Origin of the sequence: Kineococcus terrestris, from assembly GCF_041020755.1 — a bacterium.
GTDB classification, from domain to species: domain Bacteria; phylum Actinomycetota; class Actinomycetes; order Actinomycetales; family Kineococcaceae; genus Kineococcus; species Kineococcus terrestris.
The window spans coordinates 1-25,086 of the sequence record NZ_JBEUEI010000039.1; the positions used below are offsets into that span (position 1 = coordinate 1).

22 protein-coding genes are annotated in these 25,086 nt (G+C 75.7%); 10 read left to right on the plus strand and 12 right to left on the minus strand.

The annotated features are described in order from the left end of the window. Positions 1-137 precede the first annotated feature (137 nt). The 3 genes from AB8M62_RS17700 to AB8M62_RS17710 all read right to left on the minus strand — a co-directional run bounded on the left by AB8M62_RS17700 (position 138) and on the right by AB8M62_RS17710 (position 3,805). Entirely contained in the window at positions 138-1,619 is a 1,482-nt protein-coding gene (locus AB8M62_RS17700; RefSeq protein ID WP_369070420.1) for a hypothetical protein, read from the minus strand. 108 nt (positions 1,620-1,727) lie between these two features. Then, positions 1,728-2,189: an anthrone oxygenase family protein gene (locus AB8M62_RS17705; RefSeq protein ID WP_369070421.1), complete on the minus strand. Its 462-nt coding sequence runs from the start codon at positions 2,187-2,189 to the stop codon at positions 1,728-1,730. Between the two features lie 35 nt (positions 2,190-2,224). Then, positions 2,225-3,805, minus strand: a complete 1,581-nt coding sequence (locus AB8M62_RS17710) for a PHP domain-containing protein (RefSeq protein WP_369070422.1) — start codon at positions 3,803-3,805, stop codon at positions 2,225-2,227. A gap of 75 nt (positions 3,806-3,880) precedes the next feature. Between AB8M62_RS17710 and AB8M62_RS17715 the strand changes: the two genes are divergently transcribed. From AB8M62_RS17715 to rsgA, 3 genes are all read left to right on the plus strand, one after another. Then, positions 3,881-5,248 (plus strand): aldehyde dehydrogenase family protein, encoded by a 1,368-nt coding sequence (locus tag AB8M62_RS17715; protein WP_369070423.1) that lies wholly within the window; start codon positions 3,881-3,883, stop codon positions 5,246-5,248. Beyond that, positions 5,245-6,042, plus strand: a complete 798-nt coding sequence (locus AB8M62_RS17720) for an aldehyde dehydrogenase family protein (RefSeq protein ID WP_369070424.1) — start codon at positions 5,245-5,247, stop codon at positions 6,040-6,042. Before AB8M62_RS17715 ends, AB8M62_RS17720 begins: the two co-directional genes overlap by 4 nt. Before the next feature lie 389 nt (positions 6,043-6,431). Then, on the plus strand, positions 6,432-7,433 hold the full coding sequence (gene rsgA, locus AB8M62_RS17725) for a ribosome small subunit-dependent GTPase A (protein WP_369051939.1): 1,002 nt from the start codon (positions 6,432-6,434) through the stop codon (positions 7,431-7,433). 27 nt (positions 7,434-7,460) lie between these two features. Here the strand turns inward: rsgA and AB8M62_RS17730 are convergent, their stop codons facing one another. Next, a complete protein-coding gene (locus tag AB8M62_RS17730; RefSeq protein ID WP_369070433.1) occupies positions 7,461-8,531 on the minus strand; it encodes an adenosine deaminase in 1,071 nt (356 codons plus the stop codon). Positions 8,532-8,646: 115 nt separating this feature from the next. Here AB8M62_RS17730 and AB8M62_RS17735 point away from each other — a divergent pair, with 115 nt between their 5' ends. Continuing rightward, positions 8,647-9,222: a hypothetical protein gene (locus tag AB8M62_RS17735; protein ID WP_369070425.1), complete on the plus strand. Its 576-nt coding sequence runs from the start codon at positions 8,647-8,649 to the stop codon at positions 9,220-9,222. A 51-nt stretch (positions 9,223-9,273) separates the two neighbouring features. On the opposite strand, the gene AB8M62_RS17740 is transcribed toward AB8M62_RS17735, so the two are convergent. The 8 genes from AB8M62_RS17740 to AB8M62_RS17775 all read right to left on the minus strand — a co-directional run bounded on the left by AB8M62_RS17740 (position 9,274) and on the right by AB8M62_RS17775 (position 18,812). Then, on the minus strand, positions 9,274-10,575 hold the full coding sequence (locus tag AB8M62_RS17740) for a thymidine phosphorylase (RefSeq protein WP_369070426.1): 1,302 nt from the start codon (positions 10,573-10,575) through the stop codon (positions 9,274-9,276). Between the two features lie 7 nt (positions 10,576-10,582). Further along, on the minus strand, positions 10,583-11,008 hold the full coding sequence (locus tag AB8M62_RS17745; RefSeq protein ID WP_373694991.1) for a cytidine deaminase: 426 nt from the start codon (positions 11,006-11,008) through the stop codon (positions 10,583-10,585). Beyond that, the gene (locus AB8M62_RS17750) at positions 11,005-12,312 is read right to left on the minus strand and encodes an ABC transporter permease (RefSeq protein ID WP_369051936.1); all 1,308 of its coding nucleotides are present in this window, start codon (positions 12,310-12,312) and stop codon (positions 11,005-11,007) included. Before AB8M62_RS17750 ends, AB8M62_RS17745 begins: the two co-directional genes overlap by 4 nt. Beyond that, positions 12,309-13,526: an ABC transporter permease gene (locus AB8M62_RS17755; protein ID WP_369070427.1), complete on the minus strand. Its 1,218-nt coding sequence runs from the start codon at positions 13,524-13,526 to the stop codon at positions 12,309-12,311. The genes AB8M62_RS17750 and AB8M62_RS17755 overlap by 4 nt, the downstream gene beginning before the upstream one ends. Then, a complete protein-coding gene (locus AB8M62_RS17760; protein ID WP_369051934.1) occupies positions 13,523-15,109 on the minus strand; it encodes an ABC transporter ATP-binding protein in 1,587 nt (528 codons plus the stop codon). Before AB8M62_RS17760 ends, AB8M62_RS17755 begins: the two co-directional genes overlap by 4 nt. A 77-nt stretch (positions 15,110-15,186) precedes the next feature. After that, on the minus strand, positions 15,187-16,275 hold the full coding sequence (locus AB8M62_RS17765) for a BMP family lipoprotein (RefSeq protein WP_369051933.1): 1,089 nt from the start codon (positions 16,273-16,275) through the stop codon (positions 15,187-15,189). A 37-nt stretch (positions 16,276-16,312) separates the two neighbouring features. Continuing rightward, positions 16,313-17,584: an amidohydrolase gene (locus AB8M62_RS17770; RefSeq protein WP_369051932.1), complete on the minus strand. Its 1,272-nt coding sequence runs from the start codon at positions 17,582-17,584 to the stop codon at positions 16,313-16,315. Further along, the gene (locus tag AB8M62_RS17775; RefSeq protein ID WP_369051931.1) at positions 17,574-18,812 is read right to left on the minus strand and encodes a mannose-1-phosphate guanylyltransferase; all 1,239 of its coding nucleotides are present in this window, start codon (positions 18,810-18,812) and stop codon (positions 17,574-17,576) included. The genes AB8M62_RS17770 and AB8M62_RS17775 overlap by 11 nt, the downstream gene beginning before the upstream one ends. Positions 18,813-19,125: 313 nt before the next feature. Here AB8M62_RS17775 and sdhC point away from each other — a divergent pair, with 313 nt between their 5' ends. From sdhC to AB8M62_RS17805, 6 genes are all read left to right on the plus strand, one after another. Next, on the plus strand, positions 19,126-19,548 hold the full coding sequence (sdhC, locus tag AB8M62_RS17780; protein ID WP_369051930.1) for a succinate dehydrogenase, cytochrome b556 subunit: 423 nt from the start codon (positions 19,126-19,128) through the stop codon (positions 19,546-19,548). 7 nt (positions 19,549-19,555) lie between these two features. Beyond that, positions 19,556-20,056, plus strand: coding sequence for a succinate dehydrogenase hydrophobic membrane anchor subunit (locus tag AB8M62_RS17785; RefSeq protein ID WP_369051929.1), 501 nt, complete (start codon positions 19,556-19,558; stop codon positions 20,054-20,056). A gap of 17 nt (positions 20,057-20,073) precedes the next feature. Beyond that, positions 20,074-21,909: an FAD-binding protein gene (locus tag AB8M62_RS17790; RefSeq protein ID WP_369051928.1), complete on the plus strand. Its 1,836-nt coding sequence runs from the start codon at positions 20,074-20,076 to the stop codon at positions 21,907-21,909. After that, positions 21,909-22,754 carry a succinate dehydrogenase iron-sulfur subunit gene (locus AB8M62_RS17795; protein ID WP_369051927.1) on the plus strand — a complete coding sequence of 282 codons (846 nt, stop codon included), beginning with the start codon at positions 21,909-21,911 and terminating at the stop codon, positions 22,752-22,754. Before AB8M62_RS17790 ends, AB8M62_RS17795 begins: the two co-directional genes overlap by 1 nt. A 112-nt stretch (positions 22,755-22,866) precedes the next feature. Further along, entirely contained in the window at positions 22,867-23,568 is a 702-nt protein-coding gene (locus AB8M62_RS17800) for a GntR family transcriptional regulator (protein ID WP_369051926.1), read from the plus strand. 157 nt (positions 23,569-23,725) lie between these two features. Beyond that, a complete protein-coding gene (locus tag AB8M62_RS17805) occupies positions 23,726-25,078 on the plus strand; it encodes an MFS transporter (RefSeq protein ID WP_369051925.1) in 1,353 nt (450 codons plus the stop codon). The last annotated feature ends 8 nt before the right edge of the window (positions 25,079-25,086 follow it).

The window sequence follows — 25,086 nt, forward strand, 5'->3', positions numbered from 1 at the left end:
CGCGGCCCCCCCCCCCCCCCCCCCGCCGCCCCCCCCCCCCCCCCCCCCCCCCCCCGCCCCCCCCCCCCGCCCCCCCCCCCCCCCCCCCCCCCCCCCCCCCCCCCCGGCCGGGGTGGGTCGGGGGACGGGAGGCGGGGTCAGGGGCGCAGGTCCAGGGCGGTGAGGGACCCGCCCTCGAAGTCCTGGCGCCGGCCCCCGGGCACGGCGTACTCCTGGCTGGTCGGGTACCCGTACTCCCCGTTCTCCCAGCCCAGCTGACCCCACAGGTCGCGGATCAGCCCCTGCACGAGGAACACCGGTGCGGGGTCGCCGAGGAACGAGCGGCTGTACAGCGAGCCGCGCTCGAAGTGCTGGCCCTTCCACTGGTCCCGCAGGCCGACGAACGTGTCCGACGTCGGGTAGCCGATCCCGCGCTCCCAGCCCAGCTCGGCCCACCGGGCGCGGACACCACCGGTCTCCAGGACGGAGTGCCCGCCCGTGGCGGGGCTCCAGTACACCGACCCCTGCGTGAAGTGCTGCCCGTACCCGCCGCCGGCCAGGGGCCCGAACTCCGCGCCGACGGGCATCCCCACGAGACCGTTCGGCCCGCCCAGCCGGTCCCAGGTGTCGCGGACGGCGCCGCGCACGGGGTGGGCGCCGGTCTCGGCGCGCCAGTACACCGACCCGCCCTGGAAGTGCTGCACGCGCCCGACGCCGCCGCGCAGCACGGGCTGCTCGTCGCTGACGGGGTAGCCGAGGACGGAGCGCTCCCAGCCCAGAGCCGCCCAGCGGTCGCGGACCGCGCCCTGGACGCGCCACACCCCGCTGCCGGGGCTCCAGTACAGCGAGCCGCGGGTGAAGTGCTGGCCGTACCCGCCGCGCAGCAGGGGCCCGAACTCCTCGCTGGTCGGCAGGCCGGTCCCGCGCTCGAAGTCGCGGGAGGCGTACCCCTGGGCGATCGCGCCGCGGACCGCGCGCGCTCCCCCGGCGGGGCTCCAGTAGACGGTGCCGCCGCGGAAGCGCGTGTAGTACCCGTCGAGGGTGGTGACGCCGAACTCGCTGGTCGTGGGCAGGCCGAGGCGGCTCGCGGGGCCGCCCTCGGCCAGCCACCGGTCGTGGATCGCGCCGCGCACGACGTGCCCGTCCTCCCGCGGCGGCAGCACGAACGAGCCGTTCGCCGCGCGGAACACCTGCGTGCCGTCGGGGGTGGTGGACGGCCGCTGGGCGAGGCCCGACAGCGACTGCGGCGCACCGGGCGAGGCGTCGCCGGAGGCGAGGTAGGCACCGGCCGACGGCCACCCGTCGCAGCCGCGGTCGGCGGCGCTCGCGGTGGCCAGGACGCGGCCGCCGCCGTCGAGCAGGTCCCACGCCCTGCCCAGCGACTCCGCGGGCAGGTGGACCCGCACCGGGCCGGGCCGGGCGTCGACCGGGACGGCGACGGGCGCGTCGCCCTGCCGCTGCAGGACGGTCGCCGACCCGTCCTGCGTGAACGAGGCGACGAACCCCGGCTGCCCGACGACGCAGCTGGCCACCAGGGTCAGGTCCGTCACGGCAGCCGACGCCGGTGGCGCGGTGGCCAGGACCAGCCCCACCGCCACGGACGCGGTGGCGGCGCGGACGAGCGCGGAACGCTTGCGCACGAGCTTCTCCCCCCGGAGACCCCCGCGGGACGTCGTCGCCCCGCCGCGCAGCACGCTCCCACCACGGGCGCGCCGCGCGCAGGCGTTTTCGCGCAGCCTCCCAGCCGCTCAGCGCTGCCGGGCCGCGGCCACCGCCGCGCACGCCGCCGCGAGGACGACGAGGGCGCGCCGGGCGACGTGCGCCCGCTCCCAGCGGCTGCGCTGCCCGCGCCAGCCGGGGACCTCCGCGTCCGGCGACCACGAGCGCAGCCGCCGGTTCACCGGGACGTGCACGCGGACGGTGAGGACCACGGCGGCCGCGACGGCCAGGGCCGAGCCGGTCCGCCACGCCGACGCCCCGGGGTCGCTGCGCAGCTGCGCCGCGGCCGCGGCCAGCCCGGTGCCGGCCGCGGCGACCGACAGCGCGGGGGCCAGCCGGCGCATCACGGCGTCCGCGCGCTGCTGGTGGCGCACGTACTCGGCGAACCCCGCCGCGCGGCGCCGACGGCCGAAGGGCTCGGGGACGACCGCGGCGGTCAGGGCGGCGGTGGCGGCGGCGTGCGCCCGCACGAGCGCCCGGGTGGTGTCCACGCGGTGATCCTGCCCCACTGCCCCGGGGCGACGGCTCACCCGACGTCGACGAACACCGGGTTCGTGTAGCACCACAGGTCGTCCCAGGGGTCGGAGTCGCCGATCCGGTCGACCTCCGGGTGCCCGTCGGGGCGGGCGTGCCGGCCGTCGCTGCCGCGGAAGCGCACGTACAGCGGGTCGGCGACCCCGCGCAGGGTCGTGGTGAACCGCTGGCGGCCGACCGCCCGCGGGCTCACCTCGAAGCTCTCCACGACGCGCGTGCCCGGCGCCTCCCACAGGTCGCGGTCGCGCACCCGGCCGGTGACGGTCCCGACGATCACGTCCCAGCGCGCCGAGCGCGGCACCTGCCCGGACGGGTTCGGCTCGGTGGCCGGGTCGACGAGCAGTTCGACCTCGACGTCGCCGCCGCGACGCACGCTGGTGCGCGCGCCGAACGTGACGCCAGGACCTTCCCCGCCGGGCCGCACGCGCGCCTCGACGGCCCGCACCAGCCCCCCGTGCACGACGAACACGCGCCCCTCGCGCAGCGCGGCCATCACCCCGCGGTAGTCGCGGCGCACGGCCCCGACGACGGTGCGGCTGTAGGCGCCCGGCGCGAAGTCGACGTAGCCGTGCTGCGGGACGCCCGTCTCGACGGGCTCGCCGCGGTGGCCGTGGCGCACGTAGTGCTCGCGGTCCAGGTGCCCGACGCGCACGGTGTCGCCGTGGTCGAAGTGGTTGTCGGAGTTCGCGGTGATCCACCACGGCAGGCCCTCGGCGAGCAGGGAGTCCCACAGGCCGCCCGTCCGTGCGGTGGCGGCGTCGAAACCGCCCCAGGTGCGGTACTGGTCGAGGTCGTAGCCGGGGAACGACCAGCGGCCGGGGCGCTCGTCGTACTGACCGCGACCGCGGCCGCGGCCCAGCGGCGCCGGCAGCGCGGCCGCCTGGTGGCCGGGCGCGCCCTCCCAGCCGACGAACACCCCGGGGGCGGCGTCGCGCCAGCCGCGGACCTTCGAGGGCGAGACGCGGCCGGTGCGCATGGGGTGGTTGGACAGCACGAGCGCCTCGTCCACGGTGCCGCGGGCGATCTGGTCGACGAGCCAGGCGATCGCGTCCAGACCGAGCTGCTCGGCGGCGGGACCACCCTCGACGGAGTGCTCGACCAGCCGCGGGCCGCCGGGGTTCTGCACGGCGGCGACGACGTCGCCGTCGAAGCGCCGCTCGAACTCCTGCAGCAGCTGCGGGGTGCGCTCGTGGTCGGGGGCGATGAACGTGGCGTGCTCGGCGCCGGGGATGTTCCACTCCATGCCCTGGAACACCAGGACGGGGTGGCGCCGGCGCGCCTCGGCGATGAGCGGGGTCTGCAGCGCGACGGACTGCTTGGCGTGGTCGGGGCCGCCGTGGTCGGTGACGACCATCCAGTCCAGGCCGTGCTCGTGCCCGCGGCGCACCTGGTCGTCGACGGTGTACATGGCGTCGCGGGAGAACGTGGTGTGGATGTGGTGGTCGCCCGCGTACCAGGCGAAGCCGCGCTCGTCGCCGTCGGTGACGGGGACGTCCGCCGGGAGCGGGACCCCGTGGGTGTGGGCCCCGTCGTGGCCGGGGTGGGTATCGCCGGGGGCGCCGTGGGGGTGCACGCGGCCACCCTGCCAGCCCGCTCCGTCGCGGCGTTCACCTGTCCGGGCCTGGCAGCGGGCAGTACGCTACTGAACGTGACGAGTCCATCACCGGTAGCGGTGCGGCGTGTCCCGCGCCACCGCCGGCTGGAGGACGCCTCCGACGCGGGACTGCCCGAGGTCTGCCACGCCACCGTCGCCTCCCACGGCGGCGCCACCGGCGGCGCGCTGCTCGACGTGCCCGACCCCGCCACCGGCGAGCCGCTGCTGCGGGTCGAGGACGCCGGCCCGCAGACCGCCGCCGTCGCCGCGAGCACCACCGCCCGCGTCGCCCGCGGCGACTGGGCGTGGCTCGCGCAGGAGGACCGCGCCCGCTGGCTGTACGTCCTGGCCGCCGAGCTGGAGGCCCGCGCCCGGCCCGTCGGCCTGACCAGCGCCCTCGTCACCGGCCGCCCCGTCGCCGCCGCCCTGCACGCCGACGCCGCCCGCCTCGTCGACGCCGCCTTCTCCGCCGCCGGGTGGGCCGACAAGCTGCCCGCCGTCGGGCTGCGCCCCCGCCGCGGCGGCGCCGTCGTCCTGCGCTCCTCCTGGCGCACCCCGCCCGCCGCGCTGGCCGCCGCCGTCACCGGGGCCCTCGGCGTCGGCCTCGGCGTCGTCCTGCGCCCCACCCCCGAGGCCGCCCCGCTGGCGCTGCTGCTCGCCGGGGCCGTGCGCGCCGCCGGCCTGCCCGCCGACCTCGTCAGCGTCGTGCCCGGCACCGCCCCCGGCGCCGACAAGGCCCTGCTGACCCACGAGGACGTCCTCGCCGCCCACGCCGACGGCGGCGCCGAGGAGCTGCGCGAACTGGCCGTCGCCCTCGCCGAGCTGGGCCGCCCCCTGCACGAGCGCGCCGACGCCACCGGCGTCGACGTCGTCCTCGACGGCGCCGACGTCGAGGACGTGGCCGACGCCCTGCTGGACACCGTCCGCGGCAGCGCCCCCGCCCGCCCCGGCGGCTCGCGCGTCCTCGTCGTCGCCGCGCTCGCCGACCGGCTCACCGAGCGGCTGACCGAGGGCCTGGCCGCCCTGCGCGTCGGGCACCCCCTCGACCGCGCCACCGACGTCGGCCCCTGCCCCGCCGCCGACGTCCACCACCGCGCGCGCGCCCTGCGCGGGCGCCGCGCCGCGCTGCCCGGGGACCTGCCCGCCGGCGGGTGGTGGGTCCTGCCGACGCTCGTGCCGCTGGGCCGGCGCGCGCCCGTCCCGCCCGCCGGGCCCGTGCTGGGCGTGCGGGTCGTCACCGGTGACGACGACGTGGCGCCGCTCCTGGCCGGCACGACCCACCTGGCGGTGTGGGGCGGCGACGCCCGCCGCGCGCTGCGCGTGCTGGGCGCGGCCGCGCCCCGGGCCGTGGGCCTGGGCGGCCCGGCCACCGACGACGACGCCGCCGACGCGCTGCGCCTGCTGCGCGCCGTCTCCTCGTGAGCGGGGCGCGGGGCCGGGTCCCCGTCCCGCTGGTGCGCCCGTCGGCCGGCGACGGGCAGGAGCTGCTGCTGGCCGCCGGGGCGGCGCTGCGGGCCGCGCGCGCCTGGCGGGCCACCGCGCCCGTGCGCCGCGGGCGGGCCCTGCTCGCGGTGGCCGCCGCGCTGGAGCAGCGCCGCGCCGAGCTCGTCGACGAGGTGCGCCGCCAGCAGGGCGCGCGCGTGTCCGAGGCGCTCGGGGCGGTCGACGCGGCGCTGGACGAGCTGGTCCGCTGGGCCGGCTGGGCCGACAAGCTGCACCTGCTGGGCGTCGGGCGCCCCGGACCGGCCGCCGTCGTCGGCGTCGTCGTACCGCGCAGCGACGTCCTGCTCGCCCCCGTGCGCGCCGTCGCCCCGGTGCTGGCCGCCGGCGCCGGCGCCGTCCTCGTGCGCCCGGCGGGCACCGGCACGGCCGCCGACGCGCTCGTGCGGGCGGTCGCCGAGGAGGTCTCCCCCGGCCTGCTCGGCGCCGTCGACACGGCCCGCGCCGCCCCCCGGGAGCTGGCCGCGGCCGTCGAGCTGGTCGACGTGCGCTGGGCCGACCCGGGCGACGCGGCCGCCTACCGCACGGCCGCCGCTGCGGCCGGCTGCCCCGTCGTCGCCCTGCACGACGAGGTCCCGGCCGAGGAGCGGCTGCCGGAGGAGACCGGGGACGCGGCGGCCGAGGACGCCACCGACCGCCGGCGCCCCGAGGACCTGCCGGACGCCGAGCGCGTGCGCCCCTTCCGCACCGGCCCCGACCTGCCCGACACCGCCTGACCCGCCCCTCCCCCGCCGTGATCACGGACGGTGGAGCGCTCACTCGTTCGTGATCACCGCCGAGCTCCACCCCGCCGTGATCTTGCAGGGTTTCCCAGCAAGATCACGGAGGGACGGAGCGGCCCGGCGGAGGACGGGGCGGCGCGGGAGGACGGGGCGGTCCGGCGGAGGAGGGTGCGGCCGCGGCGCCGCGATCCTGCGCGACCCGCCCTCGCCTGTGTGATCACGGACGGTGGTCCGCTCACCCATCCATGATCACCACTGGTCGGCCCCCGCCGTGATCTTGCTGGGAAACCCTGCAAGATCACGGCGGAAGGCGGAAGGTGGGAGACGGCTGCGGGCCGGAAAAGGCGTGGAGGGGCGCGCGGGCGGCGGCCTAGCGTCGGCGCGTGAGCGACCCCCTGGACGACCTCGGCCGCACCGCGGCCGAGCCCGACCCTCCGGACGGCGAGCTGGCGCGCGTCGTCCGCGTGCACCGCGGCGCCTGCGACGTCGCCACCGCCGGCTGCGAGGTGCGGGTGGCGACCGCGCGCGACGTCGACCCCGTCACCGGCGACTGGGCCGTCGTGCGCGCGGACCGCCTCGTGCGGCTGCTGCCCCGGCGCACCCTGCTGGCCCGCGCGAGCGTCGGCGGGGCCTCGCACGAGCAGGCCCTGGCCGCGAACGTCGACACCGTCGCCGTCGTCGTGGCCCCCGACAGCCGCACCACCCCCGCCCGCGTGGAGCGCTTCGTCGCGCTCGCGTGGGCCTCCGGCGCCCGGCCGCTGCTCGTGCTCGCCAAGGCGGACCTCGTGGCCGATCCCGCGGCCCGCCTCGCCGCGCTGGCCGCGGCGGCGCCCGGCGTCGACGTCCTCGCGGTCAGCGCCGCGACCGGCGACGGCCTGGAGGAGCTGCGCGCCGCCCTCACCGGGACGGTCGTGCTGCTGGGCTCCTCGGGCGCGGGCAAGTCGACGCTGGTCAACGCCCTGGCCGGGGCTCCGGTGATGGCCACCGACGCCGTGCGGGCGGCCGACGGGCGCGGGCGGCACACCACCGTCACCCGCGAGCTGGTGCCGCTGGGCGGCGGGCTGGTGCTGCTGGACACCCCCGGCCTGCGCGGCGTCGGCGTCGGCGACCTCGACGACGGCCTGGAGCGGGCGTTCTCCGACGTGCAGGACCTCGCGGTCGACTGCCGCTTCGCCGACTGCCGCCACGACGGCGAGCCGGGGTGCGCGGTCGCGGCGGCCGTGGACGCGGGCGTGCTCGACGGGCGCCGGCTGGTCAGCCTGCGCCGGCTGGAGCGCGAGCGGGAGTTCTTCGCCTCCCGCACCGACGCCCGCCTGCGCGCCGAGCGCGCCCGCCGCTGGAAGGCGGTCGCGCGCGCCCAGCGCGCCCGCGGCGCCCGGCCCTGACCGGGACCGGGCGGCCGGCGGCCCGTGTCAGACGGCGTCGTAGCCGGGGCGCACCACGTCGGCGGCCAGCGCGAGCCGCTCCTCGTACGGCAGGAACGAGGCTTCCAGCGCGGTGAGGGTGGCGCGGCGCACGTCGTCCACGCCCCAGCCGGCGCCGTCGACGAGGAGGGCGAACTCGCGCGACAGCGACGTGCGCGAGACCAGCCGGTTGTCGGTGTTGACGGTGACCTTGAACCCGAGGTCCTTCAGCAGCGTCACCGGGTGCGTCTCGACGGACTCCGCGGCGCCGGTCTGCACGTTGCTGGAGGGCGCCAGCTCCAGCGGGACGCCGCGGTCGCGCACCCAGCGGGCCAGGCGGCCGAGGACGGCGTTCGGCATGCCGAAGCGGTCGGTGCCCCGGCCGGACTCGATGTCCTCGACGATCCGCACGCCGTGCCCGATCCGCTGGGCGCCGCACGTGTGGACGGCGTCGGCGATGCTCGCCGGGCCGTCGGCCTCGCCGGCGTGGATGGTGACGGGGAAGTTCGCCGCGTGCAGGCGGTCGAAGGCCTCCACGTGCCGCGAGGGCGGGAAGCCCAGCTCGGCGCCGGCGATGTCGAAGCCGAGGACGCCCTCGTCGCGGTGCCGCAGCGCCAGGTCGGCGATCTCCAGGCCGCGGTCGGCGTGCCGCATGGCGGTGACCAGCTGCCCGGCGCTGATGCGGGTGCCGGACTCCGCGGCCCGGCGCCGGCCGCGGTCGATGCCCTCCTGCACGGCGACGACGACCTCGTCGAGGGTCAGGCCGCCGGCCAGGTGCTGCTCGGGGGCGTAGCGCAGCTCGGCGTGCACGACGCCGTCGGCGGCCAGGTCGAGGACGGCCTCCTCGGCGACGCGGGCCAGGGACTCGGCGTCCTGCATGACGGCGACGGTGTGCTCGAAGGTCTCCAGGTAGCGCACGAGCGACCCGGAGTTCGCGGCCTCGTAGAACCAGGCGCCCAGCTCGTCGGGGTCGCTGGTCGGCAGGACGTGACCGGTCGCGGAGGCGATCTCCACCATCGTCGACGGGCGCAGGCCCCCGTCGAGGTGGTCGTGCAGGGAGACCTTGGGCAGACGGCGCATCAGCTCGAGCGTGCTCACCGGCCCATCGTGCCAACCCGTCGCGCCGACCCCGCGTGTGGGGCGCGCCGCACGGGGTAGGGCGACGGGGACGAGCACCCGATCACCGGAGGACACCGTGAGCGACGACCGCACTCTCACCCAGGCCGTGCACGACCTCGGCTCCGCGCTGTGGTTCGGCGGGGCCGTCATGGGCATCGCCGGGGTGAACAAGTCCGGCAGCGACCTGCGCGACGGCCTCGACAAGGTCCGCGTCGCGGGCTCGGCGTGGAAGCGGTTCGCCCCCGTGGAGTGGGCCGGCATCGGCGCGGTGCTGCTGACCGGCTCGCAGCTGACGCGCTCCAGCAGCCAGCGCATCGCGCTGCAGCAGGGCTACGGGACGGTCGGCGCGCTGAAGGTCGGCTTCGTGCTGGCCGGGGCGGCGGCCACCGCCTACGCCTCCTACGCCGGTGCGCGCATCGCGCGGGCCGCGGAGGAGGCCGCCGGGCGCGGGGAGACCGTCGACGTGCACGACGCGACGCGCCCGTCCTCGGCCACGCCGCCGGAGGTGGCGCGCTGGCAGGAGCGCCAGCGGGTCGTGCAGTTCGCGATCCCCGTCCTGGCGGGCGGCAACATCGTCTGCAACGCGGCCCTGGTCCAGTCCTACCGGGCGGGCGCCACCGTCAAGGGCGTCCTGGGCCGCTTCCTGCCCTGAGACCGCCGGACCGCCACCGCCGCCCCCGCCCGCGGGGGCGGCGGTGCCGCGTCAGGACGAGATCCGCTCGTGCACCAGCGGTGGGACGGCGGGGGCCCCGGCGGTGACGGGCAGCCCGCCCTCCAGCGCCTGCAGCGCCCACTCGAAGCGCTCGGGGGTGTCGGTGTGCAGGGTGAGCAGCCGCTGCCCGGCGCGCACGCGGTCCCCGCGCACGGCGTGCAGCTCGACGCCGGCGCCGGCCTGCACGGCCTCCTCGCGGCGCGAGCGCCCGGCCCCCAGCCGCCAGGCCGCGACCCCGACGGCCATCGCGTCGACGTCGAGGTAGCCGTCGGCGTCGGCGACGACGTCGTGGGTGTGCCGGGCGGTGGGCAGGGGCGCGTCCGGGTCCCCGCCCTGCGCGGCGATCATCCGCCGCCAGGCGTCCATGGCGCGCCCGTCGGCCAGCGCGTCGGCCGGGTCCACGGCGTCCAGGCCGACGGAGGCGAGCATCTCCCGGGCCAGCACGAGGGTGACCTCCACCAGGTCGGCGGGCCCGCCGCCGGCGAGGACCTCGACGGACTCGCGCACCTCCAGCGCGTTGCCGGCGGTGCGGCCCAGCGGGGTGGACATGTCGGTGATGACGGCGGTGGTGCGCACGCCCGCGTCGGTGCCCAGGTCGACCATGGTCCGGGCCAGCTCCCGCGAGAGCTCCAGGTCCTTCATGAAGGCGCCGGAGCCGGTCTTGACGTCGAGGACGAGCGCGCTGGTGCCCTCGGCGATCTTCTTGCTCATGATGGAGCTGGCGATGAGCGGGACGGCCTCGACGGTGCCGGTGACGTCGCGCAGCGCGTACAGCTTCTTGTCGGCGGGGGCGAGGTCGCCCGTGGCGGCGCAGATGACGGCGCCGACCTCGACGAGCTGGCGGCGCACCTCCTCCAGGCTCAGCGACGCCCGCCAGCCGGGGACGGCCTCCAGCTTGTCCAGGGTGCCGCCGGTGTGCCCGAGACCGCGGCCGGACAGCTGCGGGACGGCCGCGCCGCAGGCGGCGACCAGCGGTGCCAGCGGCAGGGTGGTCTTGTCCCCCACGCCGCCGGTGGAGTGCTTGTCGACGCTGGGGCGGGGCAGGTCGGTGAAGTCCAGGCGCGCGCCGCTGGCGATCATCGCGGACGTCCACCGGCTGACCTCGGCGCGGGTCATCCCGTTGAGCAGGACGGCCATGGCCAGCGCCGACATCTGCTCCTCGGCGACCTCGCCGCGCGTGTAGGCGTCGACGACCCAGTCGATCTGGTCGGCGCTCAGCTCGCCGCGGTCGCGCTTGGTGCGGATGACGTCGACGGCGGCGAAGCGCTGCGGCGCGGGGGTCGGGGACGTCACGGCGGGTTCAGGCCTTCCGGGAGGGGTCGGTGAGGTCGTCGGGCCCGAAGGCATCGGGCAGCACGTCGGTCATGGGGCGCACGCCCCGGGGGGTGTCGACGAGCAGGTCGGGGCCGCCGAACTCCCACAGCAGCTGCCGGCAGCGCCCGCACGGCATGAGGACGCCGCCGGCGCCGTCGACGCAGGCGAACGCGACCAGGCGACCGCCGCCGCTCATCCGCAGCTGCCCGACGAGGGTGCACTCGGCGCACAGCGTGACGCCGTAGGAGGCGTTCTCGACGTTGCAGCCGGTGACCACGCGGCCGTCGTCGACGAGCGCGGCCGCGCCCACGGGGAAGCGCGAGTAGGGCGCGTAGGCGTGCGCGAGGGCCTCGCGGGCCGCCGCGCGCAGCGCCCCGAAGTCGGGGACGTCCACGTGCCCGGCGCCGGTCACGGGTACGGCTCCCCGCTGGCGGCGGGCGGCCTGACCCGCCCGACGAACCCGGCCACGGCGAGGATCGTCGCCAGGTACGGCAGCATCGCCAGGAAGCTGGAGGGCACCAGCCCCGGCGTGGGCAGGATGCCGACGAGGGTCTGCAGGGCGTTGAAGAACCCGAACAGCAGGGCCGCGCCGAGGGCGCCCTTGGGGCTCCAGCGCCCGAAGATGACGGCGGCCAGGGCGATGAACCCCTTGCCGGCGGACATGTTCTCGGTGAAGGGGCCGATGGTGCCGATCGACAGGTACGCCCCGGCCAGCCCGGCCATGCCGCCGGCGACGACGACGTTGGTGTAGCGCACGCGCTGCACGCCGATGCCGAGGGTGGCGGCGGCCTTGGGGTGCTCGCCGACGGCGCGGGTGCGCAGCCCCCAGCGGGTGCGGAACAGCACCACCTGCAGCGCGATGATCACCACGTACATGACGTAGACGACGATGTTCGCGTCGAACAGCAGCGGCCCGATGACCGGGACGTCGCTGAGCACGGGCACGGGCAGGCGCTGCAGGACGCCCGGGGAGTTGTACCGGGCGGTGTCGGTCTGCATGACGGCCTTGTAGGCCCAGCCGGTGAACCCGAGGGCGGCGGCGTTGAGGACGACGCCGAGGATGACCTGGTTGACGCGGTAGCGGATGGCGAACACCGCCAGCAGCGCGCCGACGAGCATGCCGGACACCACGGCGCCGACGATCCCGGAGGCCAGCCCGGCCAGCGAGCCGACGAGCGCCCCGGCGAACGCGCCGGTGAGCATCTGCCCCTCGATGGCGACGTTGACGACGCCGCTGCGCTCGCCCAGCACCCCGGCCATCGCCCCGAGGATGAGCGGGGTGGCCAGGAACACCGTGGACTGCAGCAGCTGCACGACGTCCAGGGAGCCGCCGCCGCGGTCGCCGCCGCTCATCGCCCAGCACAGGAACGCCACGACGAAGCAGAACAGGGTGACGGCGATGAGCACCGGGGTCCGCCTGGCGCGGAACCCGCGGGCCAGCTGCCACAGCCCCAGCGCGACGACGACGGCGCCCAGCAGCACGGGGGTGACGACGCCCGGCACGGTGAGGTCGGGCAGCGCGACCGCCGCGCCGCCGCCGAAGCGGAACGTGGCGTCGCCGCTGCCGGACCCCAGCCCCCAGCCGAGGACGGTGACGAGACCGACGACGACGAGGACGGCGCCGGTGACGACGCGGGTGCGCAGGCCGACGACGGGCTCGACGACGTCGTGGACGACGACGGCCTCGGGACGGGCCTCGGGTGCGGCGGCGCTCACCGCGTCCACCCCCCGGCCAGCTCGCTGCCGACGCCGGAGCCGCCGGCGCGGATGCGGAACACCGCGCGGATCAGCGCGGGCGCGGCGATGAACAGCACGATCATCGCCTGCAGGACCCCGACGAGGTCGACGGGCACGCCCGTGGACGCCTGCATCTGCACCCCTCCCGCGCGCAGGCCGCCGAACAGCAGGCCGGCGGCGATGACGCCGTACGGGTTGTTGCGCCCCAGCAGGGCGACGGTGATGGCGTCGAAGCCGATGGTCCCGGCGACGCTGCCGGTGACGCTGCCGGTGACGCCGAGGACCTGCGAGGCGCCGGCCAGCCCGGCCAGGCCGCCGGCCAGGCCCATCGCGACGACCTGCAGCCGCCCGACGTCCATGCCCGCGGTGCGGGCGGCGTCGGGGTTGGCGCCGACGGCGCGCAGCCGGAACCCGAGGCGGGAGCGGCTGAACAGCCACCACACGGCGACCGCGGCCAGCAGGGCCAGGAGCAGGCCCAGGTGCACGCGCAGCGGGGAGCCGAGCAGCAGCGGCAGCCGGGCCGTGTCGGCGACGGCCTCGGAGATGGCCTGCCCGTAGGGCGGGCGCTGGAAGCCGCGCTGGGTGAGCAGGAAGTTCAGCAGGTTCAGCGCGACGTAGTTCAGCATGATCGTCGTGATGACCTCGTGGGCGCCGGTGCGGGCCTTGAGCCAGCCGACGATCCCGCCCCACAGCGTCCCGCCGAGCAGGCCGCCGACCACCGCGACCAGCAGGTGCAGGCCCACGGGCAGCTGCCAGGTGAACCCGACCCAGGCGGCGACGATCGCGCCGAGCACGATCTGCCCCTGCGCGCCGATGTTGAACAGCCCCACCCGGAAGGACAGCGCGACCCCGAGCCCGGCGAGGACCAGCGGGGTCGCGTTGACGAGGGTCTCCGAGATCGGCCCGAGCGCCCCGCGCCCGGACAGGTTCGGGCTGTAGACGGCGCCCTGGAACAGCGCGAGGTAGGCGTCGCGGACGGCGTACCAGGCCTCGGTGAACGTGTCCCACGGGTAGGAGAAGAAGTACCCGGCGGCGGCGCGGGTGCGCTCGTCGCCCACGGCGATGAGCAGGGCGCCGACGACGAGGGCGGCCAGGACGGCGCAAGCCGTCACCAGCCAGCCGCCGCCGGTGCGCCGGCGCCGCCGCTGCGGCGGGGCCTGCGCCGGCTGCGCGGCCGGTGCGGTGGTGCTCACGCGGTGCCTCCCTGGCTGGGCGCGTCGGTGGTGCCGGGGGCGCCGGCGGTGTCAGCGGTGCGAGCGGTGTGAGCGGTGGCGTCGGCGCGCCGGGCGCCGGCCATCAGCAGGCCGATCTCCTCCTGGCTGGCGTCGGGCGCGACCTCGCCGGCGATCCGGCCGCGGTAGAGGACGACGATGCGGTCGGCGAGGGCGCGCACCTCGTCCAGCTCGGTGGAGATCAGGACGACCGCGGCGCCGCGGTCGCGCTCGGCGACGATGCGCTGGTGGACGAACTCCTGGCTGCCGACGTCCACGCCGCGGGTGGGCTGGGCGACGACCAGCAGGTCCAGCGGCCGGGACATCTCGCGGGCGAGGACGACCTTCTGCTGGTTGCCGCCCGACAGGGTCGAGACGGGCGCGTCGGCCGACGGGGTGCGGATGTCGAACTCGCGCACGCGCTCGTCGGCGTTGCGGCGCACCGCGGCGCGGTCCACCGACGGGCCGGAGGAGAAGCCGGGCGAGTCGACCAGGTCGAGGACGAGGTTCTCGGCGATGGAGAAGGAACCGACGAGCCCGTCGTGCGTGCGGTCCTCCGGCACGTACCCGACGCCGAGGTCGAGGACCTGGCGCACCGACATCCCGGCCGTCTCGCGCCCGCCGATGCGCACCGAGCCGCTCTCGGGCCGCTGCAGGCCGACGATCGCGCGGGTCAGCTCGGTCTGCCCGTTGCCGTCGACCCCGGCCACGGCCAGCACCTCCCCGGCGCGCACCCGCAGGGACACGTCGTCGACGAGGACGGTGCCGGCGGCGTCGGTGACGCGCAGGTCGTCGACCTCCAGGACCGGCTCGCCGGGGCGGGCGGGTTCCTTGGCCACGGTCAGGCGCACGTCGCGGCCGACCATGAGGGCGGCCAGCTCCTCGGCGGAGGCGCTGGGCAGCGCCTCGCCGACCACCCGGCCGCGCCGGATGACGGTGATGCGGTCGGCGACCGCGCGCACCTCGCGCAGCTTGTGGGTGATGAAGACGATCGAGGTGCCCGCGTCGGCGAGCTCGCGCATGACGCGCATGAGGTCGTCGGTCTCGGCGGGCGTCAGGACGGCCGTGGGCTCGTCGAGGACGAGGACCTTCGCCTCCCGCAGCAGCGCCTTGACGATCTCCACGCGCTGCTGCACGCCGACGGCGAGGTCGGCGACCAGCGTGTCGGGCGGGACGGCGAGGCCGAACCGCTCGGAGGTCTCCACGACGCGCCGGCGCGCGCGGCGGCGGTCCAGGAAACCGCCGCCGCTGGTCAGCTCGGCGCCCAGGACGATGTTCTCGGTGGCCGTGAACGTCGGCACGAGCATGAAGTGCTGGTGCACCATGCCGATCCCGGCAGCCATCGCGTCGCCCGGGGAGGAGAACCGCTGCGGCACCCCGTCGACGAGCACCTCGCCCTCGTCGGGCTGGTGCAGCCCGTACAGGACGTTCATCAGCGTGCTCTTGCCGGCGCCGTTCTCGCCCAGGAGGGCGTGGATCTCGCCCTCCCGGACCGTGAGGTCGATGCCGTCGTTGGCGACGAGGGCACCGAAGCGCTTGGTGATCCCCCGGAGTTCCAGCTCCACGTGCGCTCCGGTCCCCTCGTCGTGTGCTCGTGCTGCGTCGTGCGGTCGTGCGGTGCCGTTCGTGCTGCCGGCCGGTCTCAGCCGGTGACGGCGAACTCCGAGTCGATGGTGACGCTGCCGTCGACGATGCCCTGGCGGACCTCGTCCAGCTCGGTCTTCAGCTCCTCGGGCACCTGGGCGTCGAACTGGTTGAACGGGGCCAGCCCGACACCGTCGTTCTCCAGCGTGCCGACGTACGTGCCGGTCGGCGGCTCGCCCTCGGCGGCCGCGAGCACGTAGTCGCGCACGGAGCCGGTGAGGTTCTTCGTCACGGAGGAGATGAAGTACTGGCAGTAGTCGGCGGCGCTCTCGCAGCCGTCGGTGTCCACCCAGATGAGGTTCAGCGACCCGCCGGCGGCCTGCGCGGCGGCACCGGCGCCGAGACCGGCCTGCCCGGCGACCGGCATGACGATGTCGGCGCCCTGGGCGGCGAACGTCTCGGTGATGGAGCGGCCCGCGGCCTGGTCGGTGAAGCTGTTGGCGAAGGTGCCGCCGTCCGGGTTGGCCGGGTCCCAGCCGAGCACGCGGACGTCGGTGCCCTTCTGCTCGTTGTGGTACTGCACGCCCTTGGCGAAACCGTCCATGAAGATCGTCACGGGCGGGATCGGCAGGCCGCCCCAGGTGCCCACGACACCGGACTGCGTCATCCCGGCCGCCAGGTAGCCGCCCAGGAAGGCGGCCTCGACGGTGTTGTACTGGATGCCGTAGACGTTGTCGGCGCCCGAGGAGGAGTCGATCTCGGCGAAGCTCTGCTCGGGGTTCGCCGCGGCCACCTCGGCCATGTCGTCGGCCATCAGGCCGCCGACGCCGACGATGGTGTCGCAGCCCTCGGTGACGTACGCCTGCAGGTTCGGCGTGTACTGCGTGTCGTCGGCCGACGGCGTGTAGTCGACCTCGATGTCGGGGTTCTGCTCCTGGGCCTCGGTGAACCCGGCCCAGGACGACTGGTTGAAGGAACGGTCGTCGACGCCGCCGGTGTCGAGCACCATGCAGGCCTTGAACGACTCGCCGCCGCCGGTGGCCTCACCGGCGCCCTGCGTGTCGTCGGGGCGCTCGCCGCAGGAGGCCAGCAGCAGCGCCGCGACACCGACGGCCGCGGCCGGGGCGAGGCGGGAGAACTTGCGCATGAGGGGGATCCTCCAGGTCGTCCTGGTCGTCCGGTCGTCAGTTCGACGATCGCTGCGCCATCGTAGTGGTCACATCGCCCAGCAGAGCCCGCTCCGAGCAGGCAGTGGCGGCCATCACCAGGACGCCCGGCCCGAGGCAGTCCTCGTCCGGGGCGTAGTCGCCGCGGTGCAGGTCGTACGTCGGCCCGCCGGGCGTGCGGGTCCCCAGCCGGACCATCGCGCCGGGCACGTGGTGCAGGTACCAGGCGAAGTCCTCCCCGCCCAGCGACTGGCGGGTGGGCAGCACGGCGTCGTCGCCCAGCTCGGCGCGCGCGGCCTGCTCCAGCGCGGCCGTGGCGCGCACGTCGTTGTCCACCGGCGGCACCCCGCGCACCAGCGTCACCTCGGCGCGCACCGCGTACGGGCGCACCAGGTCGGCGACGACGTCCTCGACGAGCTCGCCGGCGTGCTGCCACGCCTCGGTCTCCATGCAGCGCAGCGTGCCCGCGGCCAGCCCCTCGCTGGGCACGGCGTTGGGCGCGCCGCCGGCGTGCACCGAGCCCCACGTCAGGTTCACGCCCGCGCGCGGGTCCACCCGCCGGGCCAGCACGGCGGGAAGCTGCGTGACGACCTGCCCTAGGGCGAAGACGAGGTCGCCGGCCAGGTGCGGGCGCGAGGTGTGCCCGCCGGGGCCGAACAGCCGGACGGTGACGTGGTCGGAGGCGGAGGTGATGGGGCCCGCCTTCAGGCCCACCGTGCCGACGTCCAGGCTGGGGTCGCAGTGCAGGCCGTAGATGGCGGACACGTCGTCGACCACGCCCGCGCCCACGACGTCCAGCGCGCCGCCGGGCATCACCTCCTCCGCCGGCTGCAGGACCAGGCGCACGGTGTGCCGCAGCGCGCCCGCGCGCGCGACGTCGGCCAGGACGAGCCCGCAGCCGGCCAGCACGGCGGTGTGCACGTCGTGGCCGCAGGCGTGGGCGACGCCGTCGACGGTGGAGGCGTGCGGCAGGCCCGTGGTCTCCCGCAGCGGCAGCGCGTCGCAGTCACCGCGCAGCGCCACCACCCGGTCGTCCGCCGCGCCCGGGCCGGGCAGGACGTCGGCGACCAGGCCGGTGCCGGGCAGCCGGCGCACCGCCAGCCCGGCGCCCTCCAGCAACCGCGCGACCGCGTCGGTGGTGCGGTGCTCGGCGCGGCTGAGCTCGGGGTGGGCGTGCACGTCGCGGCGCAGGGCGCGCACGGCCGGCAGGTGCCGCTCCACGAGCGCCGCCAGCGGCGGCCGGGCGGTCCCGCGCCCGGTCCCGGACCCGGGTGAGGACTCAGAGGACATCGGCGCGGCCGGCCTCCTTGGCGCGGGCGACGAGCTTCTTGACCTCCTGCGCGCGCGCCCGCGTGGTGACCAGCAGCGCGTCGGGGGTGTCCACCACGACGATGTCGTCCACGCCGAGCAGCGCCACGACGCGGTCGCCGCCGGGGACGACGACCCCGCCGGCGACGCCCTCGGTGATGACCAGCTCGGGGTCGCCGAGGACGCGGGGGCGGTCGACGTCGGCGGGCAGCAGCTCGGCCAGGGAGGAGAAGTCGCCGACGTCGTCCCAGCCGAAGGTGGCCGGCACGACGGCCACCCGGCCGGCCTCGGCGGCCGGCTCGGCCACGGCGTGGTCGATGGCGATGGCCGGCAGCCGCGCCCACTCCTCCTCCAGCACGGCGTCGCGCTCGGGCCCGTCCCACGCCTCGGCGATGCGCACCAGGCCGGCGTGCAGGGCCGGCACCTGCTCGGCCAGCACCTCCAGCAGGACGTCGGCGCGGGCGACGAACATGCCGCCGTTCCAGCGGTAGTCGCCGGTGGACAGGTAGGCCGCCGCGGTGCGCGCGTCGGGCTTCTCCTTGAACTGCAGCACGCGGCGGGCGTTGGGGGCGCCCTGCAGGCGCAGCCGCTTGCCGAGGCGGATGTAGCCGAAGCCGGTGGCCGGGTGCGAGGGGGCGATGCCGATGGTGACGACGAAGCCGCGCCGGGCCGTCACGACGGCCTCCTCGACGGCGCCCTCGAAGTCGTCGCGGCCGGAGATGATCTGGTCGGCGGCGAAGGAGCCCAGGACGGCGTCGGGGTCGCGGCGCACGAGGACGGCGGCGGCCAGGCCGATCGCGGCGGCGGAGTCGCGCTGCGCGGGCTCGCGCAGGACGTGCTCGACCGGCAGGTCCGGCAGCTGGGCGGACACGGCGTCGGCGTGGGCGCGGCCGGTGACCACCCACGTGCGCGAGGCGTCGGTCAGGGGCAGCAGCCGGTCCCAGGTGGACTGCAGCAGGGTGCGCCCGCGCCCGGTGAGGTCGAGCAGGAACTTGGGGCGGTCGCTGCGCGAGAGCGGCCACAGCCGGGTGCCGGCGCCGCCGGCCGGGACGACGGCGTGGAAGTCGCTGAGGTCGACGAGCCCCTCCTCGGCCTCGTCGCCCGTCCAGGACCACGGCGCCCCGGGGACCTGCCCCGCGCCCGTCCCGGCCGCGCTCGCGCCCGCGGTCCCGCCCGTCCCCGTGCCCGTCCCCGTGGTGGTCTCCCCCATGGGGCGCGAACCTACCGGCCGGAGGCCCGCCGGCACCGTCCACCCGCGTCACCGGGGGCGCCCGGACGGGCCGGCGACCACCCGTCCGGGCGCCGCCGGACGGGTCGGTCGGCCTCCCCGCGGGAGCCGCTGAGGGTAGGCTTCCCTGAGGCCCTCACCTGCCCGTGAGTCCTTCGTCACAAAACCTCCCCGCACGCCTCCCGGGACGGGGCGTCCCGTCACCGCGCGCCTACGATGGTGGGCAGGACGCCGAAGCCTGCGCGCCGCCTCCTGGGCGCACGGACCGACGTCCGTGGACCTGAGGAGGACGCCGGTGGCCACGAGCCTCACCCCGCCCGGCCAGGGAGCCGCCCCCAGCGGCGGCCTCAAGCCGGCAGGCACCCTGTACCGCGGCCGCGAGGGCATGTGGTCGTGGGTCATGCACCGCATCTCCGGGGTGCTGATCTTCTTCTTCCTGTTCGTGCACGTGCTGGACACCGCGACGGTGCGGATCTCGCCCGAGGTGTACGACGCGGTGATCGCGCAGTACAAGAACCCGGTCATGGGCCTCGGCGAGCTCGGCCTCGTGGGCGCCGTGGTCTTCCACGCGCTCAACGGGATCCGGATCATGCTCGTCGACTTCTGGTCCAAGGGCACCGTGCACCACCGCAAGATGTTCTGGGGCGTCGTGGGCCTGTGGTTCGCCCTGATGATCCCCTTCGCCGTCCGCCACCTGATGCACGTCTTCGGCGAGTGAGGACCCGATGAGCGCACCCGAGCAGACCCCCGGCGGGGCCTACGCCCCGGCCCTGGAGGCGCCGCGCGCCCCCTACCGGCGCAGCCGGGCCACCCGCACCAACTGGGAGCTCTACGGCTGGCTCTTCCAGCGCATGTCCGGGCTCCTCCTCGTCGTGCTCGTCTTCGGGCACCTGTTCGTCAACCTGATGATGGGCGAGGGCATCTCCCAGATCACCTGGGCGTTCGTGGCCGGCAAGTGGGCCAGCCCGTTCTGGCAGGTCTGGGACCTGATGATGCTGTGGCTGGCCCAGCTGCACGGCACCAACGGCGTGCGCACGATCATCAACGACTACGCCGAGCGCGACTCCACGCGCTTCTGGCTGAAGATGGCGCTCTACACCGCGACGGTGGTCGTCCTCGTCGTCGGCACCCTCGTGATCTTCACCTTCGACCCCTGCGCGGACCCGAACTCCACCCTCGAGGTCTGCCTCGCGGGGAGCGAGAACGTGCCCAGCGTGACCAACTGACCGAGCGGGAGGCAGCTGTGCAGACCCACCAGTTCGACGTCGTCATCGTCGGGGCCGGCGGGGCCGGCATGCGCGCCGCCCTCGAGGCCGGCAAGCGCGCCCGGACGGCCGTGCTCACCAAGCTCTACCCGACGCGCTCGCACACCGGTGCGGCCCAGGGCGGCATGTGCGCCGCCCTGGCCAACGTCGAGGAGGACAACTGGGAGTGGCACACCTTCGACACCGTCAAGGGCGGTGACTACCTCGTCGACCAGGACGCCGCCGAGGTGATGTGCAAGGAGGCCATCGACGCGGTCCTCGACCTGGAGAAGATGGGCCTGCCGTTCAACCGCACGCCCGACGGCAAGATCGACCAGCGCCGGTTCGGCGGCCACACCCGCGACCACGGCAAGGCGCCCGTGCGCCGCTCGTGCTTCGCCGCGGACCGCACCGGCCACATGATCCTGCAGACCCTCTACCAGCAGTGCGTCAAGCACGAGGTGGAGTTCTTCAACGAGTTCTACGTCCTGGACCTGCTCGTCGTGGACGCCGCCGACGCGCGCACCGGCGACGAGATCGAGGGCGCGGCCGACCAGCCGGGCATGGCCGTCCCGCCGACGGTGGGCGTGCCCGGCGACAAGCGCGTCGCGGGCGTCGTGGCCTACGAGCTGGCCACCGGCGAGGTGCACGTCTTCCAGGCCAAGTCGGTCGTGCTCGCCACCGGCGGCGCCGGCAAGGTCTTCAAGACGACCTCCAACGCGCACACCCTCACCGGCGACGGCATGGGCATCGCCTACCGCCGCGGGATCCCGCTGGAGGACATGGAGTTCTTCCAGTTCCACCCGACGGGCCTGGCGGGCCTGGGCATCCTGCTGTCCGAGGCCGCCCGCGGCGAGGGCGGCATCCTGCGCAACGCCGACGGCGAGCGCTTCATGGAGCGCTACGCGCCCACCATCAAGGACCTCGCGCCGCGCGACATCGTCGCCCGCTCGATGGCCAACGAGGTGCGCGAGGGCCGCGGCGCCGGGCCGAACAAGGACTACGTCCTGCTCGACCTGACCCACCTGGAGCCCGCGCACATCGACGCCAAGCTGCCGGACATCACCGAGTTCGCCCGCACCTACCTGGGCGTCGAGCCGTACACCGAGCCGGTGCCGGTGTACCCGACCGCGCACTACGCGATGGGCGGCGTGCCGACCAACGTCGAGGCCGAGGTGCTGCAGGACAACACCCGCGTCGTCCCCGGCCTGTACGCCGCGGGCGAGGTGGCGTGCGTGTCGGTGCACGGCTCCAACCGCCTGGGCACCAACTCCCTGCTCGACATCAACGTCTTCGGCCGCCGCGCCGGCATCGCCGCCGCGGAGTACGCCACGAAGGCGCAGTGGGTCGCGCTGCCGGAGGCCCCCGAGGCCGACCTCGTCGCCCAGCTGACCGAGCTGCGCGACCGCCCCGCCACCACCGACCGCGTCGCGGCGATCCGGGCGGAGCTGCAGGAGACGATGGACGCCAACGCCCAGGTCTTCCGCACCGAGGCCACGCTCAAGCAGGCCCTGACCGACATCGAGCGGCTCAAGGAGCGCTACGCCCGGGTCGCCGTGCAGGACAAGGGCCGCCGGTACAACGTCGACCTGCTCGAGGGCCTGGAGCTCGGGTTCCTCCTCGACCTGGCCGAGGTCATGGTCCTGGGGGCGCTGGAGCGCAAGGAGTCCCGGGGCGGGCACTTCCGCGAGGACTACCCCAACCGCGACGACGTCAACTTCATGCGGCACACGATGGTGTACCGCGAGGCGGGCGCCGACGGGCAGCACACGATGCGCCTGGACTACAAGCCCGTGGTCCAGACGCGCTACCAGCCGATGGAGCGCAAGTACTGATGTCGACCACCGAGCAGGGCCCCAGCGAGACCAACGCGGAGGCCGGCCCCGCCAAGTCCGCCGAGCGCGCCCGCGCCGGCGAGGGCGGTGCGAAGCCCCGCGAGGGCGGCAACGAGTCCCCCACCGGGGAGATCCCCTCGTTCGACGTCACGCTGCGGGTGCGCCGCTACGACCCGGAGCGCGACAGCGAGCCGCACTGGGAGGACTACCGCGTCACCATGTTCGGCACCGACCGGGTGCTGGACGCGCTGCACAAGGTGAAGTGGGAGGAGGACGGCTCGCTGACGTTCCGCCGCTCCTGCGCCCACGGCGTCTGCGGGTCGGACGCCATGCGGATCAACGGCCGCAACCGGCTGGCGTGCAAGGTCCTGCTCAAGGACCTGGACATCTCCAAGCCCATCACCGTCGAGCCCATCAAGGGCCTGCCGGTGGAGAAGGACCTCGTCGTGGACATGGAGCCGTTCTTCGCCTCCTACCGCGAGGTCATGCCGTTCCTCATCACGGCCGGCGCGGAGCCGACGCGCGAGCGCCTGCAGTCGCAGGCCGACCGCGAGCGCTTCGACGACACCACCAAGTGCATCCTGTGCGCGGCGTGCACGTCGAGCTGCCCGGTGTTCTGGAACGACGGGCAGTACTTCGGCCCGGCCGCGATCGTCAACGCGCACCGGTTCATCTTCGACAGCCGCGACGTGGGCTCGGACCTGCGCCTGGAGGTCCTCAACGACAAGGAGGGCGTGTGGCGCTGCCGCACGACCTTCAACTGCTCCGAGGCGTGCCCGCGCGGCATCCAGGTCACCAAGGCCATCGCCGAGGTCAAGCAGGCGCTGATCTCCCGCAAGTTCTGACGCTGCGCGCGAGGGGCCCGGTGGACACCGTCCACCGGGCCCCTCGTCGTCCGGCGCCGGAGGGCCCCGGGCGCGACGGACGGCCGGCGCGGCGGCTGGTTAGGCTGGGGCGGTGAGCCCCGCCACCGAGTCCTCGTTGCGCGCGCTGGGCTCGATCGAGCCGCAGACGCGTCGTGAGCTGATCCACGCCCGCCTGCGCGAGGCGATCAGCTCCGGCGAGCTGGCCGCGGGGACGCACCTGGCCGAGGTGGAGCTGAGCGAGTCGCTCGGCGTGAGCCGCGGCACCCTGCGCGAGGCGCTGCGCCAGCTGCAGCAGGAGGGCCTGCTCACCGCGGACTCCCGCGGCCGGCTGTCGGTGCGGGTGGTCACCGAGCAGGAGGTGGAGGAGATCTTCACCGTCCGGCACGCCCTGGAGAGCCTGGCGCTGGAGCTGATCTGCGCCCGCCAGGACCGCCCGGCCGTCGTGGCGCAGGTGCGCCGGGCGCTGGACGGGCTGCGCCGGGCCGAGGGGGACGTCGCGGCGCAGCTGGACGCCGACATGGCCTTCCACGAGCGCCTGTGCGAGCTGAGCGGCAACGCGACGCTGCTGCACAGCTGGCGATCGGTGAGCGGGCTGACGCGCGCGGCGGTCACCGCGGCCGGCCCGGAGACCGCGCTGCACAACATGGCCTATGAGCGGCACGCGCCGATCGCGGACCTCCTGGAGGCCGGTGACGAGGCCGGGGCGCGCGACTACCTGCGCGCGCACATGCGGGACGCGGCGCGGCGCATCGAGGAGCGCATGCGGCTGCGCTCGGCGTCCGCCGCCGGCTGATCCCGCTCCTGCCGTCCCGGCCGCTCCGGCCACCCGTGGACCGGCGCCCGCGAACCGCTTGACAACCCCTGCGCACCTCGTGCCACAGTGTTCGTCGTCCTACTGTTGACAATAGGACAGAGGGCGGTCCACCGCGGGACCGCGTCCCCACGAGGAGATGTCAGTGACGACAGCGAACGGCCGGGCCCTCGGGACCGAGCACAAGAAGCGGGTGGCCATCGGCAGCGCCGTGGGCACCACCGTCGAGAACTACGACTTCATCGGGTACGGCACGGCGGCCGCGCTCTACTTCGGCGCCGCGTTCTTCCCCGAGAGCGACCCCACCACCGCGCTGCTGCTGTCCTTCGGCACGCTCGGCATCGGCTTCGCCGCCCGCCCCCTGGGCGGGATCATCGGCGGGTACCTCGGCGACAAGATCGGCCGCCGGCCGGTCCTCATCGCCTCGCTGCTCATCATGGGCGTGTCCACCGTCCTCATCGGCGCGCTGCCCACCTACGAGACCGCGGGCATCCTCGCCCCGGTGCTGCTCGTCACCGTCCGCGTCGTCCAGGGCCTGGCCTTCGGCGCGGAGTGGGGCGGCGCGATCCTCATGACCTACGAGCACGCCCCCTGGCGCAGCAAGGGCGCCTACACGGCCATCCCCCAGGCCGGGTTCCCGCTGGGCCTGCTGCTGGCCAACCTCGCCTTCCTCGCCAGCGCCGGCCTGCCGGGCGACTGGGCCTGGCGCGTGCCGTTCCTGCTCAGCTCGGTCCTCATCGGCGCCGGCATGTACATCCGCCTCAAGGTCGAGGAGTCCCCGGACTTCGAGGACGCCAAGGAGCAGGGCACCCTGGTGAAGAACCCCCTCGCCGAGGTCGTGCGCCGCGACTGGCGCAACCTGCTGCGCGCCTTCGGCCTGCGCATCGCCGAGACGGCCGGCTACGCGGTCTCCATCTCCTTCGTCACCTCCTACGTGCACCAGAACGGGCTGGCCGAGCGTCCCGACACGATCCTGGCGATCGTCGTCGCGGCCCTCGTCGGGTTCCCCGCCACGCTGCTGTGGGGCCGCCTGACCGACCGCGTCGGCCGCAAGCCGGTCTACGCGTTCGGCACCACCCTGATGCTCCTGTTCGGCGTCCCGATGTTCCTCATGCTCAACACGGGGAACCTCGGCCTGATCGTGGCCGTGTTCGTCATCGCCTTCGCGCTGTGCCAGAACTCCCTGGCCGGCACGCAGGGCGCCTGGTTCGCCGAGCTGTTCAGCACCGAGACCCGCTCCTCCGGCGCCTCGCTGGCCTACCAGCTCGCCGCCGTTGTCTCCGGCTTCACCGCCTTCTGGGCCGTGGCCCTGCACGAGTCGTTCGGCTGGGCCGGTCCCGCCGTGCTCTTCATGGTCTACGGCGCCGTCGGCCTCGTCGCCACGGTCCTGACCCCGGACACCCACGGCCCGGCCCGCCGCGCCGAGGTCGACCGCGCGGTCGCGGCCGCCACCGCCGGCCCCGCGGGCACCACCGCCACCGCCGCGGTCTGACCCGCCCC

Excerpts from the sequence above, each read along its gene's own strand:
- AB8M62_RS17765 (WP_369051933.1), bottom strand. The coding sequence starts at position 16,275 with ATGCGCAAGTTCTCCCGCCTCGCCCCGGCCGCGGCCGTCGGTGTCGCG.
- AB8M62_RS17785 (WP_369051929.1), top strand. The coding sequence starts at position 19,556 with ATGAGCGCACCCGAGCAGACCCCCGGCGGGGCCTACGCCCCGGCCCTG.
- AB8M62_RS17795 (WP_369051927.1), top strand. The coding sequence starts at position 21,909 with ATGTCGACCACCGAGCAGGGCCCCAGCGAGACCAACGCGGAGGCCGGC.
- AB8M62_RS17730 (WP_369070433.1), bottom strand. The coding sequence starts at position 8,531 with ATGCGCCGTCTGCCCAAGGTCTCCCTGCACGACCACCTCGACGGGGGC.
- AB8M62_RS17775 (WP_369051931.1), bottom strand. The coding sequence starts at position 18,812 with ATGGGGGAGACCACCACGGGGACGGGCACGGGGACGGGCGGGACCGCG.
- AB8M62_RS17770 (WP_369051932.1), bottom strand. The coding sequence starts at position 17,584 with ATGTCCTCTGAGTCCTCACCCGGGTCCGGGACCGGGCGCGGGACCGCC.
- AB8M62_RS17805 (WP_369051925.1), top strand. The coding sequence starts at position 23,726 with ATGTCAGTGACGACAGCGAACGGCCGGGCCCTCGGGACCGAGCACAAG.